This is a genomic window from Bradyrhizobium sp. LMG 9283 (assembly GCF_045571415.1).
Lineage (GTDB): Bacteria > Pseudomonadota > Alphaproteobacteria > Rhizobiales > Xanthobacteraceae > Bradyrhizobium.
Genome location: NZ_CP120691.1, coordinates 1,026,939 through 1,046,926, shown reverse-complemented (window position 1 = coordinate 1,046,926; position 19,988 = coordinate 1,026,939). Strand labels below are relative to the sequence as shown.

Annotated in this window: 20 protein-coding genes; 8 read left to right on the top strand and 12 right to left on the bottom strand. The window is 65.1% G+C overall.

Annotated features, from left to right (window positions below; all coding sequences use genetic code 11):
- Positions 1–22 precede the first annotated feature (22 nt).
- Entirely contained in the window at positions 23–913 is an 891-nt protein-coding gene (locus tag P6U29_RS04885) for an NAD(P)-dependent oxidoreductase (protein WP_407116564.1), read from the top strand.
- Between the two features lie 23 nt (positions 914–936).
- On the opposite strand, the gene lysA is transcribed toward P6U29_RS04885, so the two are convergent.
- The 3 genes from lysA to argH form a co-directional block, all read right to left on the bottom strand.
- Entirely contained in the window at positions 937–2,202 is a 1,266-nt protein-coding gene (lysA, locus tag P6U29_RS04880; RefSeq protein WP_407116563.1) for a diaminopimelate decarboxylase, read from the bottom strand.
- A gap of 23 nt (positions 2,203–2,225) precedes the next feature.
- Positions 2,226–2,519: an LPS translocon maturation chaperone LptM gene (gene lptM / locus P6U29_RS04875; RefSeq protein ID WP_407116562.1), complete on the bottom strand. Its 294-nt coding sequence runs from the start codon at positions 2,517–2,519 to the stop codon at positions 2,226–2,228.
- Between the two features lie 93 nt (positions 2,520–2,612).
- Complete coding sequence (gene argH, locus P6U29_RS04870; protein ID WP_407116561.1) at positions 2,613–4,010, bottom strand: argininosuccinate lyase; 1,398 nt, start codon at positions 4,008–4,010, stop codon at positions 2,613–2,615.
- A gap of 101 nt (positions 4,011–4,111) precedes the next feature.
- Here argH and tlpA point away from each other — a divergent pair, with 101 nt between their 5' ends.
- Positions 4,112–4,777: a thiol:disulfide interchange protein TlpA gene (tlpA, locus tag P6U29_RS04865; RefSeq protein WP_407116560.1), complete on the top strand. Its 666-nt coding sequence runs from the start codon at positions 4,112–4,114 to the stop codon at positions 4,775–4,777.
- A 3-nt stretch (positions 4,778–4,780) separates the two neighbouring features.
- On the opposite strand, the gene P6U29_RS04860 is transcribed toward tlpA, so the two are convergent.
- From P6U29_RS04860 to P6U29_RS04835, 6 genes are all read right to left on the bottom strand, one after another.
- Positions 4,781–4,975, bottom strand: a complete 195-nt coding sequence (locus P6U29_RS04860; protein ID WP_407116559.1) for a hypothetical protein — start codon at positions 4,973–4,975, stop codon at positions 4,781–4,783.
- Positions 4,976–5,108: 133 nt separating this feature from the next.
- Positions 5,109–5,990 carry a 3-hydroxybutyryl-CoA dehydrogenase gene (locus P6U29_RS04855; RefSeq protein ID WP_407116558.1) on the bottom strand — a complete coding sequence of 294 codons (882 nt, stop codon included), beginning with the start codon at positions 5,988–5,990 and terminating at the stop codon, positions 5,109–5,111.
- Positions 5,991–6,199: 209 nt separating this feature from the next.
- On the bottom strand, positions 6,200–7,144 hold the full coding sequence (locus P6U29_RS04850; RefSeq protein ID WP_407116557.1) for an electron transfer flavoprotein subunit alpha/FixB family protein: 945 nt from the start codon (positions 7,142–7,144) through the stop codon (positions 6,200–6,202).
- Positions 7,144–7,893 (bottom strand): electron transfer flavoprotein subunit beta/FixA family protein, encoded by a 750-nt coding sequence (locus tag P6U29_RS04845; RefSeq protein WP_130363342.1) that lies wholly within the window; start codon positions 7,891–7,893, stop codon positions 7,144–7,146. The genes P6U29_RS04850 and P6U29_RS04845 overlap by 1 nt, the downstream gene beginning before the upstream one ends.
- A gap of 126 nt (positions 7,894–8,019) precedes the next feature.
- The gene (locus P6U29_RS04840) at positions 8,020–8,592 is read right to left on the bottom strand and encodes a cob(I)yrinic acid a,c-diamide adenosyltransferase (RefSeq protein ID WP_407116556.1); all 573 of its coding nucleotides are present in this window, start codon (positions 8,590–8,592) and stop codon (positions 8,020–8,022) included.
- Between the two features lie 67 nt (positions 8,593–8,659).
- Complete coding sequence (locus P6U29_RS04835) at positions 8,660–8,854, bottom strand: twin transmembrane helix small protein (RefSeq protein WP_407116555.1); 195 nt, start codon at positions 8,852–8,854, stop codon at positions 8,660–8,662.
- A gap of 311 nt (positions 8,855–9,165) precedes the next feature.
- On the opposite strand from P6U29_RS04835, the gene P6U29_RS04830 reads away from it, so the two are divergent.
- On the top strand, positions 9,166–10,059 hold the full coding sequence (locus P6U29_RS04830; RefSeq protein WP_407116554.1) for a YihY/virulence factor BrkB family protein: 894 nt from the start codon (positions 9,166–9,168) through the stop codon (positions 10,057–10,059).
- Here the strand turns inward: P6U29_RS04830 and P6U29_RS04825 are convergent.
- Positions 9,986–11,251 (bottom strand): ATP-binding protein, encoded by a 1,266-nt coding sequence (locus P6U29_RS04825; protein WP_407116553.1) that lies wholly within the window; start codon positions 11,249–11,251, stop codon positions 9,986–9,988. The genes P6U29_RS04830 and P6U29_RS04825 overlap by 74 nt on opposite strands.
- A gap of 101 nt (positions 11,252–11,352) precedes the next feature.
- A complete protein-coding gene (gene gluQRS, locus P6U29_RS04820; RefSeq protein ID WP_407119602.1) occupies positions 11,353–12,225 on the bottom strand; it encodes a tRNA glutamyl-Q(34) synthetase GluQRS in 873 nt (290 codons plus the stop codon).
- Between the two features lie 189 nt (positions 12,226–12,414).
- Between gluQRS and P6U29_RS04815 the strand changes: the two genes are divergently transcribed.
- Positions 12,415–13,068 carry a DNA-3-methyladenine glycosylase family protein gene (locus tag P6U29_RS04815; RefSeq protein ID WP_407119601.1) on the top strand — a complete coding sequence of 218 codons (654 nt, stop codon included), beginning with the start codon at positions 12,415–12,417 and terminating at the stop codon, positions 13,066–13,068.
- Between the two features lie 148 nt (positions 13,069–13,216).
- Here P6U29_RS04815 and P6U29_RS04810 read toward each other — a convergent pair whose 3' ends face one another.
- Positions 13,217–14,104, bottom strand: coding sequence for a LysR family transcriptional regulator (locus P6U29_RS04810; RefSeq protein WP_407116552.1), 888 nt, complete (start codon positions 14,102–14,104; stop codon positions 13,217–13,219).
- A 178-nt stretch (positions 14,105–14,282) separates the two neighbouring features.
- Here P6U29_RS04810 and P6U29_RS04805 point away from each other — a divergent pair, with 178 nt between their 5' ends.
- The 4 genes from P6U29_RS04805 to P6U29_RS04790 all read left to right on the top strand — a co-directional run bounded on the left by P6U29_RS04805 (position 14,283) and on the right by P6U29_RS04790 (position 19,959).
- Entirely contained in the window at positions 14,283–15,257 is a 975-nt protein-coding gene (locus P6U29_RS04805) for an NAD(P)H-dependent flavin oxidoreductase (protein ID WP_407116551.1), read from the top strand.
- A gap of 34 nt (positions 15,258–15,291) precedes the next feature.
- Positions 15,292–16,476, top strand: coding sequence for an ABC transporter substrate-binding protein (locus tag P6U29_RS04800; protein WP_407116550.1), 1,185 nt, complete (start codon positions 15,292–15,294; stop codon positions 16,474–16,476).
- A 23-nt stretch (positions 16,477–16,499) separates the two neighbouring features.
- Entirely contained in the window at positions 16,500–18,026 is a 1,527-nt protein-coding gene (locus P6U29_RS04795) for an acyl-CoA synthetase (RefSeq protein WP_407116549.1), read from the top strand.
- Positions 18,027–18,183: 157 nt separating this feature from the next.
- Positions 18,184–19,959, top strand: coding sequence for a flavin-containing monooxygenase (locus tag P6U29_RS04790; RefSeq protein ID WP_407116548.1), 1,776 nt, complete (start codon positions 18,184–18,186; stop codon positions 19,957–19,959).
- Positions 19,960–19,988 lie beyond the last annotated feature (29 nt).

Below are 19,988 nucleotides of genomic sequence, written 5' to 3'. Positions count from 1 at the left end.
ACGGCGGGGAGGACACAACACCATGGATATTGGATTCATCGGCCTGGGAAACATGGGTTTTCCAATGGCGCGGCGGCTGATTGAGGCGGGACACCGTCTCGTCGTGTTCGACACGCGCAAGGAGGTCTCGGACAAGCTGGTGGCGCGCGGGGCAACGGCAGCGTCGTCGCCGAAGGACGTCGCCGATCAGGTCGAGACTGTCATGGCGAGCCTGCCTTCGCTGCAGGCTTCGCTCGAGGTCGCCACCGGCGCGAACGGCGTGATCGAGGGCAAGCGCGTCAAACGTTTCATCGACCTCTCCACCGTCGGCTCGGCGATGGCCACGACGATTCACGGCCTGCTCGCCAAGCGCGGCATCGTGCAGATCGACTGTCCCGTCTCCGGCGGCGTCGGCGGTGCCGAGAAGGGCACGCTTGCGGTGATGGTGTCGGGCCCGAAAGCCGAGTTCGAGCTGCTCAAGCCCGCGCTCGACGTGATCGGAAAGGTGTTCTTCATCGGCGAGAAGCCCGGCTCGGCGCAGACCATGAAGCTCGCCAACAATCTCCTCTCGGCCACCGCGATCGTCGCGACGTCGGAAGCGGTGGTGATGGGCGTGAAAGCGGGGCTCGATCCCGCCGTGATGATCGATGTCATCAATGCGGGCTCCGGCATGAACACCGCAAGCCGCGACAAGTTTCCGCGCTCGGTGCTGCCGCGCACCTTCGATTTCGGCTTCGCCACCGGGCTGATGGTGAAAGACGTGCGGCTGGCGCTGGAGGAGATGAAGCAGCTCGGCCTGTCGATGGAAGTTGCCGACGCGGTCGGACGGTTGTGGGAGACGGTCATCAGCGCGGAAGGCGCCGAGTCCGATTTCACCGCGGCGATCAAGCCGATCGAGACGAAGGCCGGGGTTGTGGTTGGGGGGAAGAAATAACGCCGGTTCCGTAGGTCAGTTGCTCATAGCCACGGCGCCGGCTTATCCATCGCAATCAGCTGCTCGACCTCGACGCGCGGGCGCACCACGGCATATTGGTCGCCCTTCACCAGCACCTCCGGCACCAGCGGCCGGGTGTTGTAGGTGCCGGCCTGCACCGCGCCATAGGCGCCAGCGGTCATGATAGCGAGGAGATCGCTGGGCTTTGGCGTCGGCAGCGTGCGGTCGAGCGCGAGATAGTCGCCGGTCTCGCAGACCGGGCCGACGACGTCGGCCATGATGGTGGCGGCGCCCGGGGCGGGCTGCGTCACCGGCAGGATGTCGTGATGGGCCTCGTACAGCGTCGGGCGGATCAAATCGTTCATGGCGGCGTCGATGATGACGAAGTTCTTGCCGTCGCCGTGCTTCACATAGATCACCTTCGTGACCAGGATGCCGGCATTGCCGACGATCATGCGGCCCGGCTCGAACATCAGCGTGCAGCCGAGATTGTGGCTGACGCGCTTGACCATGGCGGCATAGGCGTCGGGCGCCGGCGGCGCCTCACGATCCATGTAGTAGGGGATGCCGAGACCGCCGCCGAAATCGACGTGGCTGATGTTGTGGCCGTCGGCGCGCAGCGTCTGCACGAATTCGGAGAGGATGCGGAACGCGGTCTCCATCTTGGAGAGGTCGGTGATCTGACTGCCGATATGGACATCGGTGCCCGTCACCTCGATCCCCGGCAGCTTCGCGGCGCGCGCATAGACCTCGCGGGCATGGGCGATGGGGATGCCGAACTTGTTCTCCGACTTGCCGGTCGAGATCTTGGCGTGGGTGCCGGCGTCGACATCCGGATTGACGCGCACGGAGATGCGCGCGGTCTTGCCCATCTCGGTCGCCAGCCGCGACAACAGCTCGAGCTCGGGCTCGGATTCGACGTTGAGGCAGAGGATGTCCGCGGCGAGCGCGGCGCGCAGCTCTGCTTCGGTCTTGCCGACGCCGGAGAACAGGATCTTGCTGGCGGGAATGCCCGCGGCCAGCGCACGCTTCAACTCACCGCCGGAGACAACGTCGGCGCCGGCGCCCAGCTTGGCCAGCGTGCGCAGCACCGACTGGTTGGAGTTCGCCTTCATGGCGTAGCAGACCAGCACCTTCTCGCCGGCGAAGGCGTCGGTGAAGACGCGGTAGTGCCGCTCGAGCGTTGCGGTCGAATAGCAATAAAACGGCGTGCCGACGGTCGCGGCCAGCTCGGACAGGTTCACCGCCTCGGCGTGCAGCACGCCGTTGCGATAGTCGAAATGGTTCATGGCGCAGGCTCGGTTGTCCCGGCTTATTTCTTGCCGGGAGGTTCGTCCAGGAGCGGGTCGAGAATAAACGGTTTCTTCTTGCCCTTGGCCGCAGCAGGCGCGGCATCCGCACCGTAGGTCGGGTTGAACACGCTCGGCGTTCTCTGGGCTTCGGTCTCGGTATCAACAGGTGCGGCACCGTTGGCCGCGGGCGCGTTGGAGGCGGTCGGCGGCAAATCCAGCGGGCCCTTGCGGCCACAGCCGGCAAGCGCGAGCGCCGTCAGGCTCAAGACAATGATGGCCCACCCCGAGCCGGCCGGGCGAAACTTTGACGTCACGACGAAATCCCCACTACGCGCGGCGCACCATACAGAGATTGGCGCGTTCTGGCGAGAGCCGGATGACCATGAAACATAAGCGAAATTTCGCCCTCAGCCCAATTTTCGCTCTTTTTCCAGCCGCTTCGCCCAGCCCTTGGCCTGGGACGCCACGTTCTTCGGCGCGGTGCCGCCAAAACTGGTGCGGCTCTTCACGGACGATTCGACCGAGAGCACGCCGAGCACGTCCTTGGTGATTTTTGGCTCGATCGCCTGCATCTCCTTGAGCGGCAGCTCGTGCAGCGCCACACCGCCCTCGGCGGCCTTCGCCACGATCCGGCCGGTCACGTGATGGGCCTCGCGGAACGGCATCTTCAGGGTCCGCACCAGCCAATCGGCAAGATCAGTCGCCGTTGCGTAACCCTCGCCAGCGGCCGCCTTCATCTTGGCTTCGTCAGGAACGAGGTCGCGGACCATGCCGGTCATGGCCCGGATCGCCAGCGATAGCGCGGCAAAACCCTCCATGGCGCCCTGCTTGTCCTCCTGCATATCCTTTTGATAGGCGAGCGGCAGGCCTTTCATCACGATCAACAGACCATTGAGCGCGCCGATGACGCGGCCGGTCTTGGCGCGCACCAGCTCGGCGGCATCCGGGTTACGCTTCTGCGGCATGATCGAGGAACCGGTGGTGAACTTGTCGCTGAGCCTGACAAGGCCGACCAGCGGCGAGGTCCAGATCACGATCTCCTCGGCAAAGCGCGACATGTGCACGGCGCAGATCGCGGCCGCCGACAGCGTCTCCAGCACGAAGTCGCGATCGGAGACCGCATCGAGCGAGTTCGCCATCGGTCGGTCGAACAGAAGCGCCTTCGCGGTGGCGTGGCGGTCGATCGGGAACGAGGTGCCGGCGAGCGCGGCCGCGCCGAGCGGGGATTCATTCAGCCGCTGGCGCGCGTCCCTAAAGCGGCCGCGGTCGCGCGCGGCCATCTCGACATAGGCGAGCAGGTGGTGGCCGAAGGTGACGGGCTGCGCCGTCTGCAGATGCGTGAAGCCAGGCATCACCGTGCCGGCGTGCTCCAGCGCGCGCTCCACCAGCGCCTGCTGGAACGCGGCGAGGGCGGCATCGGTCTCGTCGATCACATCACGGACGAACAGACGGAAGTCAGTGGCGACCTGGTCGTTGCGCGAGCGCGCGGTGTGCAGGCGACCGGCGGCGGGGCCGATCAGCTCCGACAAGCGGCTCTCGACATTCATATGGATGTCCTCGAGCGCACGCTTGAATTCGAAGCCGCCCTTGCCGATCTCTGACAAAATCGTGTCTAGACCCTTGCCGATATTTTTCGCATCAGAAGCCGTGATGATGCCTTGGTTGGCCAGCATCGCGGCGTGGGCCTTGGACGCGGCAATGTCCTGGGCGAAGAGGTGACGATCGACGTCGATGGAAACGTTGATCTCCTCCATGATCTCGTCGGGACGTTCCGAGAACCGGCCGCCCCACATCTTGTTGCTCATGATCCCCTGCTCACGCCTTGATTTGCCGCACGTTTGCTGGCCACAGCCAGCCGTATTAAGAGGCCCCTGATAGCCATATCTGCGACCGGATGACAAACGATATGCTCGACCAGAAGCCCTCTGCCACGCGCCGCATCCCCCTCGTCATCGCCACCGTGGCGATTGGAGGACTGGCCGGCTTCGCCGCGCTGTACGGGCTGGGCCTCAGCCGGGCGCCATCTGGCGACCCCGCGTGCCGAACGGCGGTGGCCACGGCGCAGAAGATTGCCCCGCTCGCCCATGGCGAGGTGGCGGCGCTGACCATGGCGAGCGCCCCGTTGAAGCTACCCGACCTTGCCTTTGAGGACGCGGACGGCAAACCGAAAAAACTGTCCGACTTCCGCGGCAAGACGTTGCTGGTGAACCTCTGGGCGACCTGGTGCGTGCCGTGCCGCAAGGAAATGCCGGCGCTGGACGAGCTCCAGGGCAAGCTGTCGGGTCCGAATTTCGAGGTGGTGGCGATCAATATCGACACCCGCGACCCCGAGAAGCCCAAAGCCTTCCTGAAAGAAGCCAATCTGACCCGGCTCGGCTACTTCAGCGACCAGAAAGCAAAGGTTTTTCAAGATCTTAAGGCCATAGGCCGGGCGCTGGGCATGCCGACCTCGGTGCTGGTCGACCCCCAGGGGTGCGAGATCGCGACGATCGCGGGACCGGCGGAATGGGCGAGCGAGGACGCGCTCAAGCTGATCCGGGCGGCGACCGGCAAGGCCGCCGCGTCGCTTTGAGAATTAGGCCGTCACGTTGAGATTGCCGCCGACGCCGGGTCCGACATTGGCGAGCGAAGGCTGACCGGCACCGAGCAGCGTCAGGACGGAGGATTTCTCCATATCCATGTTCTGCTTGGTCAGCGTCGCCGCAATATTCGATTGCAGCGCGCCTTGCTGAGCGGCCAGCATGGTGCTGACCATCGCCATCATGTCCATTACGCGAACCCTCGTACCGGGCGTAACCTAGGCGCGAGGGGTTAACGAGAGGTGAGCGGGGGAAGTTCTCGTGTCCCGGACAAGGCGAGGCACGAAATGACGCGCCGCAGAGCCGGGGCCCGTGAGTGCCTCGCTACCGCGTTGGAACCGGCTTGGCGCCGCGATAGTCGTAGAAGCCGCGCTGGGTCTTGCGGCCGAGCCAACCGGCCTCGACGTATTTCACCAGCAGCGGGCACGGGCGGTACTTGGAGTCGGCCAGCCCCTCGTGCAGCACCTGCATGATGGAGAGGCAGGTATCGAGGCCGATGAAATCGGCGAGCTCGAGCGGACCCATCGGGTGATGCGCGCCAAGCTTCATCGCCGCGTCGATCGCCTCGACATTGCCGACGCCTTCATACAGCGTGTAGATCGCCTCGTTGATCATCGGCAGCAGGATGCGGTTGACGATGAAGGCCGGGAAATCCTCCGACACAGCGACCTGCTTGCCGAGCCGGGCCACGAATTCCTTGGCCGTGTCGAAGGTCGCATCATCAGTGGCGATGCCGCGGATCAGCTCGACCAGCTCCATCAGCGGCACCGGATTCATGAAGTGAATGCCGATGAAGCGCTCGGGGCGATCGGTGGCGGCAGCTAGCCGCGTGATCGAGATCGAGGACGTATCGGAGGCGACGATCGCCTCCGGCTGCAACACGGCGCAGAGCTCGTGGAAGATCTTGCGCTTGACCTCTTCCTTCTCGACCGCGGTCTCGATCACGAGGTCGCAATCGGCGAGGTCATCGAGCTTCTCGGCCAGTTTGATACGCGCGAGCGCCTTGGCCTTGTCGTCTTCGGTAACGACCTTCTTGGAGACCTGGCGCGCCAGATTGCCGTTGATGGTGGCCATGCCCGACTTAAGGCGGTCGGCCGAAACGTCGTTGAGCACCACGTCGAAGCCTGCGAGCGCCGCGACATGCGCGATGCCATTGCCCATCTGACCCGCGCCGATCACACCGACCTTCTTGATCACTGCCGCCATAATGTCATCCACCGGAACGGCGCGCATATCGCGCCCTGCCTATCCCCTGAGCCGGGAGGTCTGATTTGACCCAGAAGCCTGATTTAATCAGAACCTTGGCTCGAAACCTAGATTGGATCGCCTCGAAGGCGTGCCCCACGCCAAAGAAAACGCCTCAAAAATGAAACACCGGCCGGAGTTTATACCTCCGGCCGGTGTTTTGTACGGCTTTACTTGCCGAGCTTGGCGAGTTCGTCCGTCAGCTCAGGAACCGCCTGGTAGAGGTCGGCGACCAGGCCGTAATCGGCGACCTGGAAGATCGGCGCGTCCTCGTCCTTGTTGATCGCAACGATCACCTTGGAGTCCTTCATGCCGGCCAAATGCTGGATGGCGCCGGAAATGCCGACCGCGACATAGAGCTCGGGCGCCACGACCTTGCCGGTCTGACCGACCTGCCAGTCGTTCGGCGCATAGCCAGCATCGACCGCGGCGCGCGAGGCACCGACGCCGGCGCCCAGCTTGTCGGCGAGCGGCTCGATGTATTTGGCGAAATTCTCGCGGCTCTGCATGGCGCGGCCGCCGGAGACGATGATCTTGGCTGAGGTCAGCTCGGGACGGTCGCTCTTGGCGACCTCCTCGCCGACGAAAGTCGACAGGCCCGGATCGGCCGCCGCCGCCACGTTCTCGACCGGCGCGCTGCCGCCTTCAGCCGCAGCAGTGAAGGTCGAGGTCCGCACCGTGATGACCTTCTTGGCGTCCTTCGACTTCACCGTCTGGATGGCGTTGCCGGCATAGATCGGGCGCTCGAAGGTATCGGGCGCGACCACCTTGATGATCTCCGAGACCTGCATGACGTCGAGCAGGGCGGCGACACGCGGCATCACGTTCTTGAAGCGCGACGTCGCGGGCGCGACGATCGCGTCGTAGCCGGGCGCCAGCGACACGACCAGTGCAGCCAGCGGCTCGGCGAGATCGTGCGCGTAGAGATCGCCATCGGCGAGCAGCACCTTCTTCACGCCGGCGAGCTTGGCAGCGATATCGGCCGCAGCCTTGGCGTTCTTTCCGGCGACCAGCACCTCGACATCCGCGCCGAGCGCGCTAGCTGCGGTCAGGGCCTTGTTGGTCGCATCCTTGAGCGACGCATTGTCGTGTTCGGCAATCAGAAGCGTCGTCATCAGAGCACCCCGGCTTCGTTCTTGAGTTTCGACACCAGCTCGGCGACGTCCTTGACCTTGACGCCTGCCTTGCGGCCCGCCGGTTCAGTCGTCTTGAGAACCTCGAGACGCGCGGCGACGTCGACGCCGTAATCGGCGACGGTCTTCTCCGCGATCGGCTTCTTCTTCGCCTTCATGATGTTGGGCAGCGAAGCGTAGCGCGGCTCGTTGAGACGCAGGTCGGTGGTGACGATCGCCGGTCCCTTCAGCTTCACGGTCTGCAGGCCGCCATCGACTTCGCGGGTGACCTTGAAGTCAGAGCCTTCGACCTCGAGCTTGGAGGCGAAGGTCGCCTGCGACCAGCCGAGCAGCGCGGCCAGCATCTGGCCGGTCTGGTTGCTGTCGTCGTCGATCGCCTGCTTGCCGAGGATAATCAGGCCCGGCTGCTCTTCTTCCGCGACCTTCTTCAGGATCTTGGCGACGGCGAGCGGCTCGACGGTGCCTTCGGCCTTCACCAGGATGCCGCGATCGGCGCCCATGGCGAGACCAGTGCGGATCGTCTCCGATGCCTGTGCCGGTCCAATGGAGACCACCACGACCTCGGTGGCCTTGCCGGCTTCCTTCAGGCGCAACGCTTCCTCGACCGCGATTTCATCGAACGGGTTCATGGACATCTTGACGTTGGCGAGTTCAACGCCCGACCCATCGCCCTTGACGCGGACCTTGACGTTGTAATCGACCACCCGCTTTACCGGCACTAAGACCTTCATCGATCCTCTTTCACTTAATTTGGGAGAGGGGTTATCAACTGGCGCGGAACCTAAAGGCCTGATCTGCCCCGGTCAACGCGCGAACGAGTCTAATTTTGGCCTTCTGAAATGCGGGAGTGCGATGGGTCAGCGGTTCTGGCCCGGAACCCAGAGCACATCGCCGGCGCCATTTCCGTTAACGGTCCGGCTGGCCACGAACAGGAAGTCGGACAGGCGGTTCATATATTGGATGCCAGCCGCGCTGACCGGCTCGCCAGGCCGGGCCGCCAGTTCCACGATCACGCGTTCCGCCCTGCGGCATATCGTGCGCGCCACATGTAGATAGGCAGCGGCCGGCGTGCCACCGGGAAGCACGAAGGAGGTCAGCGGCGCGAGCTTGTCGTTGAGCGTGTCGATATCGCGCTCGAGCCGCTCGACCTGGCTCGCCACCACCCTCAGCCGCTCGGCCTTCCCCTCCCGTTCGGGCACGGCGAGATCCGCGCCGAGGTCGAACAGATCATTCTGGATGCGGCCGAGCATCGCATCGAGCTCGGGCATGTCGCGGGTGTGGAGCCTGACCACGCCGATCGCGGCGTTGGTCTCGTCGACGGTGCCATAGGCCTCGATGCGCAGATCGTATTTCGGACGCCGCTCGCCGGTTCCGAGCGCCGTCGTGCCGTCGTCACCGGTCTTCGTGTAGATGCGGTTCAGCACCACCATGCTGGTTTCCTTGGTTTTAGGGCATGATCTTGTCGGAAAACCGCTGCGCACTTTTCCTGATCATGCCCTACCGCCCCATCGCCCAGACCGCGAGCATCGCAATGATGATCGCCACGAACTGAAGCAGCACGCGCCAGCGCATCAGCTTCTGCGAGGTTTTGGGCGAACCACCGCGCATCATGTTGATGAGCCCGAGCAGCAGCACCAACGCCACGGCGCCGGCTGCGGCCGGCAGGATGAAAGTACTCAGGAGAGATGCCATTTGAGGGTAGATAACATCGTGCGCAGCGGTTCGCCATCTCCCCAGTTCGTCATTCCGGGGCGCGGCGGGGACCGAGCGAAGCGAGGCCCGGCGCATCGAGCCCGGAATCCATCGCGCCGCTTGCGCTGCGGCTAGATGGATTCCGGGCTCGCGCTGCGCGTGCCCCGGAATGACAAGCGCGGCGCTTCGCGAACTGGCTTTTGGGCCAATAATATCAGATGGTAGCGCGATGATTTCCGATTTGCGCCCATTGCCTGTTCTCCCGATCTCCCCCTGCGCGCAGGGGGAGAGAGCAGCGGTGTAGGTGCCACGTGAAGGCCATCCGCTACATCTACTGCGTCTTGGAGGACGCCTTCTACACGTTCCTCGCCGACGACGGCTGGGCGATCGCGAGCCACATCGCGCTGTCGACGCTGATGGCGCTGTTCCCGTTCCTGATCGTGCTGACCTCGCTCGCCGGCTTCTTCGGCTCCAAGGAGCTTGCCGACCAGGCCGCCAGCCTGATGCTCCAGATCTGGCCCAAGCAGGTCGCAGATTCGATCTCCGGCGAGGTGCATGACGTGCTGACCACCACCCGCACTGGCCTCCTGACCATCGGCGCGGCGCTGTCGGTCTATTTCGCTTCCAACGGCGTCGAGGCGCTGCGGGTCGCGCTCAACCGCGCCTATGCAGTGGTGGAGATGCGGCGCTGGTACTGGCTGCGGCTGGAATCGATTGCTTACACGCTGATTGCAGCCTTCACGGCCCTGGCAATGGCGTTCCTGATCGTGCTCGGTCCGCTGATCATCGAGGCCGCGCGGCGCCACATTCCCATGTTCGTCGAATCGAACGAAAGCATTCTCACTTGGCTGCGCTACGGCATCACCATCAGCGCGCTGGTGGTGGCGCTGTTCATTCTGCACGCCTGGCTGCCGGCGGGACGGCGCAGCTTCCTCCAGATCATGCCGGGCATCATCTTCACGGTGGTGGCGTCGCTGGTCTCCGGCGTCGTCTTCGGACAGTATCTGGCGCGCTTCGCCAACAATTACGTCACGATGTATGCGGGACTCGCCTCGGTGATCATCGCGCTGGTGTTCCTGTATTTCATCGCCGCGATCTTCGTTTACGGCGGCGAACTCAACGCCGCGATCATCAAGTCGCGGCTTCCTCACGGCGTGTCGCTTCAAGCAGCGCAGTCGCTAAAGCCCGCGGAGACACAGGCTTGACCAGGAAGGCGTCGGCGCCGGCCTCGCGCGAGGCGGCCTCGTCGTCGCCGCGGCCGGACACGCCGATGATCGGGATCTGAGCCAACGGCGTCGGCAGGTTGCGGATCCGCTTGATGGCCTCGATGCCGTCGATGCCCGGCAGCACCATGTCCATCAGCACCGCGTCGAACGTGCCCTGCTCCAGTCGCTCCACGGCATCCTCGCCGCGCCCGATGAACTCGGCCTGATGGCCAAGCTCGGTCAGGATGGTGTTGAGCACGACGCGGCCGAACGGGTTGTCCTCGACACTGAGCACGCGAAGGGCGGCCACCGCCTCGGGCTCGCCGTCCTTCGTCTTGCGGGTCTTGCCCGATCCCGCCGGCTCCAGCGACACCGTCAACGTGAAGGTGGCGCCGCCACCGCGGCGCGGAGCGACGGTGATGTCGCCGCCCATCGCACGCGCCAATTGCTTGACCGAGGAGAGCCCCAAGCCGGCGCCGCCAAAGCGTGAGGCGATGGTGACATTGGCCTGGGTGAACGGGCGGAACAGACGCTTGATCTCGGCCATGGTGAGGCCGATGCCGCTGTCGGAGACCGCGAAGGCGACGCCGACCCTACCCTTGCCCTTCCCTTTGCCTTTGGCAGGACGCCACGGCTCGACTGCGAGCGCCACGCCGCCCTGGTCGGTGAATTTCACGGCATTGTCGATCAGGTTCTCGAGCGCGGCGCGCAGGCGGACGGGATCACCGACCACGAGCCCCGGGAGCTTTTCGGAGATCTCGACCTCGGCCTTCAGACCTTTAGCCGCGGCGCGGCCGGCCAGCGAATCGCCGGCGCTGCGGGCGAGCGTCCTGAGATCGAACAGGTCCTGCCGCAACGTGCTGCCGCCCTTCCCCGTTCCCTTGCCCGTTCTGGCGGCATCCACGAACAGCGTGGCGAGGCTCGCCAGATGCTCGGCACCGGCCTTGATGGTGTCGGCCCAGCGCCGCTCCCGTTCGCCGAGATCGGAGGTCGCGAGCAGGTCGCTGATCGCCAGAATGCCGGTCAGGGGGGTGCGGACCTCATGGGCAAAGGCGGCCAGCGCCGCCTGGACCACGCCCGGCGCGACCGCCTTGGTGCTGCGCTTGCGTAACCGGGCGGCCGCCCCGGGCCGCTTCCGAGGCAGCCGCCTGGACGTCCGCGTGGTGCGCACTGGACGCGTTTTCGCCGCCATGAATCCCCTTCGAAGTACCCTCTTCGAGCCCCGCGCTGGCCAAGCATGGCACGGAGGAACACCCGGAGTCACGGCGACGTTTAGCTAACCCCCAGAGAAACTTAACCTAATCCCACCAGCTGGCGGACACGGGCAGGCGTGATGCCGGCCGCGCGCAATTCGCGCAGGCCGGTCGAGCGGCTCGATTTCGACAACTTCCGACCTGCCTCATCGCGAATCAACCAGTGATGGCGATAGGCGGGTTCGGGCAGGCCGAGCAGGACCTGCAGCAAACGGTGCACCGAGGTGGCGTAAAACAGGTCCTGGCCCCGCACGATCTCGCTGACGCCCTGGAGCGCGTCGTCGACGACCACCGACAGATGATAGCTGGTCGGCGTCTCCTTGCGGGCCAGGATCACGTCGCCCCATACCTCGGGCCGCGCCGGGACGATGCCGCGCTCGCCATCGGGCCCCTCGCCGAGCTCGTTCCAGCTCAGGCCGGCGGCGCGGCGGCAGGCGGCTGCGATGTCGAGCCGCACCGCGTAAGGCGCGCCCGAAGCGATCAGCTGCGACCGCTCGTCAGCCGACAGTGATTTCGCGTCGCCCGGATAAAGCGGTGCGCCGTCCGGATCGCGCGGCCACGGCCCATCGGCCTCGCGCGCGGCCACCAGCTTTGCGATCTCGGCCCGGCTTTCGAAGGCGGGATAGACGAGACCGAGCGCAGAGAGCTTTTCCAGCGCGGCGCGATAATCGGCGAGATGTTCGGACTGCCGGCGTACCTGCGTGTCCCAGGCAATTCCGAGCCAGGCGAGATCCTCGTAGATCGCCGTCTCATATTCCGGCCGGCAGCGCGTCGCGTCGATGTCCTCGATCCGCAGCAACAGAAGCCCGCCGGTTTCTCGCGCGCGATCGAAATTGAGCAACGCGGAATAGGCGTGGCCGAGATGCAGGAAGCCGTTCGGGCTCGGGGCAAAACGGAAAACGGGTGGCGCCATCACATGAATCTCGTCCATGGCCGGGCTTGTCCCGGCCATCCACGTTCTTCGGTATCACAGACCGATCGTGTCAACGTCACGAACAAACACGACGACCACCGCTCATGCTAAACAATGCCTCGCAGTGAGAAAGACGTGGATGGCCGGGACAAGCCCGGCCATGACGCTGGAGAGAGCCCGCCAAACATCATGACCATCCACCTCGAAACCCAGTCCGATCTCGAAGAGGCCGTTCACGCGCTGATCAAGCGCGATCCGCGTCTTAAACCCGTGCTCGAGATCGCGGGCATGCCGGCGTTGCGGCGGCGGGAGCCGGGTTTTACCGGGCTGGCGCACATCGTCTGCGGGCAGCAGCTCTCGACCGCGAGTGCCGCGGCGATCTGGGAACGGCTGTCGGCCGCGTTCGACCCGTTCGACCATGACGCCGTTCGCCTCGCGCGCGCCGACCGGCTGGGGCGGCTCGGCCTCTCCGCCGCCAAGATCAAGACCCTCAAACATCTCGCCCGCGAGATCACTGCGCAGCGCCTGAACCTGGACGTGCTTGCGGAAGAAGATGCCGATGCCGCGCATCACACGCTGATCGCACTGCCCGGCATCGGCCCCTGGACCGCCGACCTCTACCTGCTGTTCTGCCTCGGCCACGGCGATGCCTGGCCGGCCGGCGACCTCGCGGTGCAAGAGGGCATCAAGATCGGACTCGGTCTCAAGGCCCGGCCGACGGAGAAACAGATGGCGCCGCTCGCCGAACCCTGGCGCCCGCTGCGCGGCGCCGCCGCTCATCTGTGGTGGAGCTATTATCGCGCGGTGAAGAAGCGCGAGGGCGTGCTCGCGGGCCAAGCCTGATGATGACAGATATGTGGTGTCCCGGACGCGGTGCGGCACGAAGTGACGCGCCGCAGAGCCGGGACCCATGAGGTTCCGCGAGTGAATGCATGGGCCCCGGATCAGCAGCGCATCACTGCGTGCTGCGCTGCGGCCGGGGCACGAGGCTCTACCCGCGCAGCCTCGTGCGGTCGGCCCGGGCGCATTCGGCGACGAATTCGACGACGGCGCGCACCGCCGGGAGCTCGACAAGGTCGGGATGGGCCAGCAGCCAGAGATCCGCAACGCTGGCGAGCTTCTGCGGGGCGACGCGCACGAGATCGGAATAGGATTCGGCGACGAAGCACGAGAGCGCGGAGATTCCGATCCCGGCGCGGACCGCCGCCAGCATATCCCCCTGGGACGAGCAGCGCATCACCACCCTCGCCTGCCGCGTGACGACGTCGCTCCAGCGCGCAAGCTGCGCATTGGACGCCTGGTCGGCGAAGCCGATGACGCTGTGCTCCTTCCACTCGCCGCGGCGCTCAGGCAAGGACCGCCCGGCGGCATAATCGCGCGAGGCGTAGAATCCCGTGCCGAGACGGCCGATCTTGCGGCCGACCAGGTTCTCCTCGCCGGTATCGAAGGGCCGCAGCACCACGTCCGCCTCACGCCGGCGCACGCTCGCCGGAAACGGATGAGTGATGATCTCGAGCTGGATATGATCGTGCGCACGCAGGAAGGCAGGCAGGCGCGGCATCAGCCAGTGCGAGGCCAGCGTCGCGCCGATCGACAGCTTGACGATGCCGCGCGCCTTGTGTCCTCCCGCCGCGACCGCGGTCTCAGCCCGGAGCGCTGCGGCCGCCATTGCCTCGGCGTGCTCGCGCAACGTCCTTCCATCCGCGGTCAGCGCCAGGCCGTCGGCGGCGCGCGCCACCAATCGGGTGCCGAGCTGGGCTTCCAGCGCCGCGATCTTGCGGCTGACGGTAGGATGGCTGGTGTGCAGCCGGCGAGCGGCGGCGGTGAAGCTGCCGGTGTCGGCGACCGCGACGAAGGTCTTGCAAAGGTCCCAATCCATCGGCAGCCCCGTTCACATCTGAATTACCACTCGTTCATTATTGAACGGCCGGAGCGAGCCGTCCAACCTTATAGTGGGATCAAATCCGCAACACGGGCGGCAATCCGCCCGGGCGACAATCAACAGGGAAACGCCTCGTCATCCGCCCGCCGGCGGGACCGCGTTTCGGGAGGACATGATGGCGCTGCCCACTCTCTTGAAGGATTCGCTCGAGCTGCCCGTGGTCGGCTCGCCCCTTTTCATCGTCTCCGGGCCGGAGCTGGTGATCGCCCAGTGCAAGGCAGGCGTGGTCGGCTCGTTTCCTGCGCTCAATGCCCGTCCGGCCGAGAAGCTCGACGAATGGCTGAGCCGGATCGAGGACGAGCTCGGCGAATACAGATCGCGCAATCCCGGCAAGAAGGTCGCGCCCTACGCCGTCAACCAGATCTGCCATGCCTCGAACGACCGGCTGATGAAGGACATGGAGACCTGCGTAAAGCACAAGACGCCGATCATCATCACCTCGCTGCGGCCGCCGGCGGAGATCGTCGAGGCCGCGCATTCCTATGGCGGGCTGGTGTTCCACGACGTCATCAACGTCAAGCATGCGCGCAAAGCCGCCGAGCAGGGTGTCGACGGCCTGATCCTGGTCTGCGCCGGCGCCGGCGGACATGCCGGCACGCTGTCGCCCTTCGCGCTGGTGCGCGAGGTCAAGCAGTGGTTCAAAGGCGCCATCCTGCTGTCTGGCGCGATCAGCGACGGCTTCGGCATCGCCTCCGCGCTGACGCTGGGCGCCGACCTCGCCTATATGGGCACGCGCTTCATCGCGACGCAGGAAGCCAACGCGGACGAAGCCTACAAGTCGGCGCTAACGCAGCACGCCGCGCACGACATCGTCTACACCAACCTGTTCACCGGCGTGCACGGCAACTATCTGGGCCCTTCGATCGCCGCCGCCGGGTTGGACCCGGACAATCTTCCGATTGCCGACAAATCGAAAATGAATTTCGGCTCCGGCGGCAACATGAAATCGAAAGCGTGGCGCGACATCTGGGGATCGGGCCAGGGCATCGGCCAGATCACCGATGTCCCTCCGGTCGCGGAGCTCATCGACCGCATGAAGCGTGAATTCGATCAGGCGAGGCAAGATTTCCTGATGCGCGTCAGCGCCTGACGTCTCGGACCGGCAAGAAAAACGGGAGGACATGATGAAACTGGCAGCCGCATTGATCAGCCTGTCCCTGCTGGCGCTCGCCAGCGGCGGCGCCCATGCCGAAGGTAGCGACGAGATCCGCATCGGACAGACGCTGCCCTATAGTGGCCCGGCCTCCGGCTTTGGCGCGATCGGGCGGACGCAGGAAGCGTTCTTCGAGAAGATCAATGCCGAAGGCGGCATCAACGGGCGCAAGATCAAGTTCATCACGCTGGACGACGCCTACTCGCCGCCGAAGACGGTGGAGCAGACCCGCAAGCTGGTGGAGCAGGACGAGGTGCTGATGATGTTCGGCTCGCTCGGCACCGCCACCAACAGCGCCGTGCAGCGCTACCTCAACGGCAAGAAGGTGCCGCAGCTCTTCGTGCTCTCGGGCGCGACGAAATGGGCCGATCCGCAGAAATATCCGTGGACCATGCCCGGCATGGCCGCCTACGAATCCGAGGGCGTGGTCTATGCCAAGCACGTGCTGCGGACCAAGCCCGACGCCAAGATCGCCATCCTGTCCCAGAACGATGATTTCGGCCGCGACTATGTCGCGGGCTTCAAGCGCGCGCTCGGAGCAAAGGCGGCCAGCATGATCATCGCGGAGCAGACCTACGAGACCAGCGCGCCGACGATCAGCTCGCAGCTCTCGACCCTGAAGGCGTCAGGGGCCGACGTGCTGTTCGGGGTCGTGCTCGGCAAGTTCACCTCGCAGATGATCAAGGGCGTGGCCGAGATCGGCTGGAAGCCCGAGCTGTTCTTCGTGCCGACCTCGGCCTCGTCGATCTCGTTCCTGGAGCCGGCCGGGCTCGACAACGCCGCCGGCCTGATCTCGTCGAGCAATCAGAAGGACACGATGGACCCGCAATGGGCCGGCGATCCGGGCGTGAAGGAGTACTTTGCCTTCATGAAGCAATACATGCCGAACGCGGATCTCTCCAATTCCAACTACGCGGCCGGCTATCACTACGCGACGCTGCTGATGACGGTGCTGAAGGCGTGCAAAGATGATTTCAGCCGCGACAACATCATGCGCCAGGCCGCCTCGCTGAAGGAGGTGAAACTGCCGCTGTTGCTCCCGGGCATGGCAGTTTCGACCGGCCCCGACGACTATCTGCCGTTCCAGCAGCTTCAGCTCCGGCGCTTCAACGGCAAGAGCTGGGTGGGCTTCGGCGACGTGCTGGACGATCGCTGACTCGAGCGGAACAAGGACAGACCATGATCATCAGCGGCGAAGGCCGGATCGGCTATGACGAGATCCAGGCGCGCATCAAACGCGCGGCAAGCGGGCTGCGCACCCTCGGGCTTGCCGAAGGCGCGCCGGTTGCCATGATGCTGCGCAACGATTTCGCTTTGTTCGAGGTGGTTGCGGCCTCCGCCGCGCTGGGCAGTCCGGTGGTGCCGATCAACTGGCACCTCAAGGCCGAGGAGGTCCGCTATATCCTGACCGACAGCGGGGCGAAGATCCTGATCTGCCACGCCGATCTGCTACCGCAGATCCGCGCCGGCCTGCCCGAAGATGTTCGCCTGCTCGTTGTCGCGACGCCACCTGAGCTCGCGACAACCTTTGCCATTCCCCCTGAGCTGACTAAGATCCCGGCAAGCCTGACCGATTGGGACCGCTGGCGCGACGGCCATCCGGAATCGCAGGAGCCGCCTCGCCGCGCGGCGGCGATGATCTACACCTCCGGCACCACGGGCATGCCAAGGGGCGTGCGGCGCATGCCGATGCAGCCGGAGCAGGCCGCCGCCTCCGAACGCGTCGGCGCGATCGCCTATGGCATCAAGCCGCGTGAGGATCAGGTCGTGCTGATCAACGGGCCGATGTATCACTCGGCGCCGCATTCCTACGGCATGATGGCTTTCCGCAACGGCTGCACCATCGTGCTCCAGGCGCGGTTCGACGCCGAGGAGCTGCTGGCGCTGATCGAGCGCCACCGTGTGACGCATATCCACATGGTGCCGACGATGTTCGTGCGCCTGCTCCGCCTGCCCAAGGAGGTCAGGCAGCGCTACAATCTCTCCTCGCTGCGCTTCGTCGTGCACGGCGCCGCGCCCTGCCCGCCCGAGGTCAAGCGGGCCATGATCGACTGGTGGGGACCGGTCATCAACGAATATTTCGGCTCAACCGAGACCGGCATCCCGGTCTGGCACTCGGCCGAGGAGGCGCTGAAGAAGCCGGGCACGGTCGGCCGCGCCATCGAAGGCGGCATCGTCAAGATTTTTCGCGATGACGGCAGCCCCTGCGGCGTCAATGAGATCGGCGAGATCTACATGCGCCAAACGGCGGTGCCGGACTTCGACTATCACGGCAAGGCGCAGGCCCGCGCCGAAGCCGGGCGCGACGGCCTCGTCAGCGTCGGCGACGTCGGCTATCTCGACGAGGACGGCTATCTGTTCCTGTGCGACCGCAAGCGCGACATGGTGATCTCGGGCGGCGTCAACATTTATCCCGCCGAGATCGAGAACGTGCTGATCGCCATGCCCGGCGTGCGCGATTGCGCCGTGTTCGGCATCCCCGACCCGGAATATGGCGAGCGATTGTGCGCCTGCATCGAGCCGGAGTCCGGCGCACAGCTCTCCGCCGCCGCGGTCCAGGCTTTTCTGCGCGGGCGCTTGGCCAACTTCAAGGTGCCGAAGGAGATCCAGTTCCTGAATGCGCTGCCCCGCGAGGCAACCGGGAAGATCTTCAAGCGTAAGCTGCGCGATCCTTATTGGGCAGACCGGCATCCGGGCGGACCTTAGCCAAGCGTCGCCGAAGCCGGGCTGAAGCATCGCCCGGCATATTCCGCCCGAGCAGGGCCATATGCTGGCATTGCTCGGATCATCGGCTTTTGGCGACCTGCGAAACCGTATAGCTTCGATCGGAGGAAACGCCGCGAAGACGGCCACGAGGTCGCGCATGCTGGACAGGACGAAGGATATTTCCATCGCCGGACAGGCCTGGCTCGGCGAGTTCGAGCATTCGCTGAGCAAGCCTGATCCCGCCGCGCTGGAGCGCCTCTTCGTCACCGACAGTTATTGGCGCGATGTCCTGGCGCTGAGCTGGAACCTGCAGACGGTCGCGGGCCGAGATCCGATCGTGCAGGAGCTGGCGGCGCGTGCGCCCACGGCGGCGCCGACCAATTTCAAGGTCGCTCCGAACCGGGCGGCCCCGCGCTGGGTGAGCCGCGCCGGCACCAGTAACATCGAAGCCATCTTCAATTTCGAGACCGCGATCGGGCGCGGCAGTGGAATCGTGCGGCTGGTCCCTGAAACTGCAGACGGCGACCGCCTGAAGGCATGGACACTGCTCACCGCGCTCGACGAATTGAAAGGCTTCGAGGAACAGCTCGGTACCTCGCGCCCGCGCGGCCAATCCTATTCGCGCGATTTCCGCGGGCCGAACTGGCTCGACCTCCGCAACGCCTCGCGCGACTATTCCGACCGCGACCCGGCCGTGCTGGTGGTCGGCGGCGGCCAGGCCGGACTCGCGATCGCGGCGCGGCTGAAGCAATTGAAGGTCGACACGCTGATCGTCGATCGCGGGATGCGGATCGGCGACAACTGGCGCAAGCGCTATCATGCGCTGACGCTGCACAACCAGGTGCAGGTCAATCACCTGCCCTACATGCCGTTTCCGCCGAGCTGGCCGACCTACATCCCCAAGGACAAGCTCGCCAACTGGTTCGAAGCTTATGTCGATGCCATGGAGCTGAACTTCTGGACCGGCACGGAGTTCGAGGGTGGCGCCTATGACGAGGCCAACGGCCAATGGAGGGTGACGCTGCGGCGCGCCGACGGCCGCCGGCGCACCATGCATCCGCACCATGTGGTGATGGCGACCGGCGTCAGCGGCATCGCCAATATTCCAGACATTCCGACGCTCGACAATTTCACGGGCACGCTGGTGCATTCCAGCCGCTACGAGGACGGCGAGAACTGGACGGGCAAGCGCGCCATCGTCATCGGCACCGGCAACAGCGGTCACGACATCGCGCAGGATCTTTATTCCAGCGGCGCCGAGGTGACACTGGTGCAGCGCTCGCCGACGCTGGTCACCAATATCGAGCCGTCGGCGCAGCTCGCTTACGCCACCTACAATGAGGGCACGCTCGAGGACAACGATCTGATCGCGGCCTCGATGCCGACGCCGCTCGCCAGGAAGACGCACGCGATGCTGACCGAGCAGTCGAAGCAGTTCGACAAGGAACTGCTCGACGGCCTTACCCGCGTCGGCTTCAAGCTCGACTTCGGCGAGGCCGGCACCGGCTGGCAGTTCAAATACCTCACCCGCGGCGGAGGTTATTATTTCAATGTCGGCTGCTCCAACCTCCTCGTCGAGGGGAAGATCAAGCTCAGGCAGTTTTCCGATATCGAAAGCTTCGTCAGCAAAGGTGCGCAGATGAAGGACGGCTCGACGATTCCGGCCGATCTGATCGTGCTCTCCACCGGCTACAAGCCACAGGAGTACCTCGTGCGAAAGCTGTTCGGCGATGCCATCGCCGACCGCGTCGGGCCGATCTGGGGCTTTGGCGACGGCTTCGAGCTGCGCAACATGTATGCGCGCACGAAACAGCCCGGCCTCTGGTTCATCGCCGGCAGCCTCGCGCAATGCCGGATCAACTCGAAATATCTCGCGCTCCAGATCAAGGCGATCGAGGAAGGAATTTTGGGACGTGAGGTGGGTGCAACCTGAGCCCCGTCATTGCGAGCGCAGCGAAACAA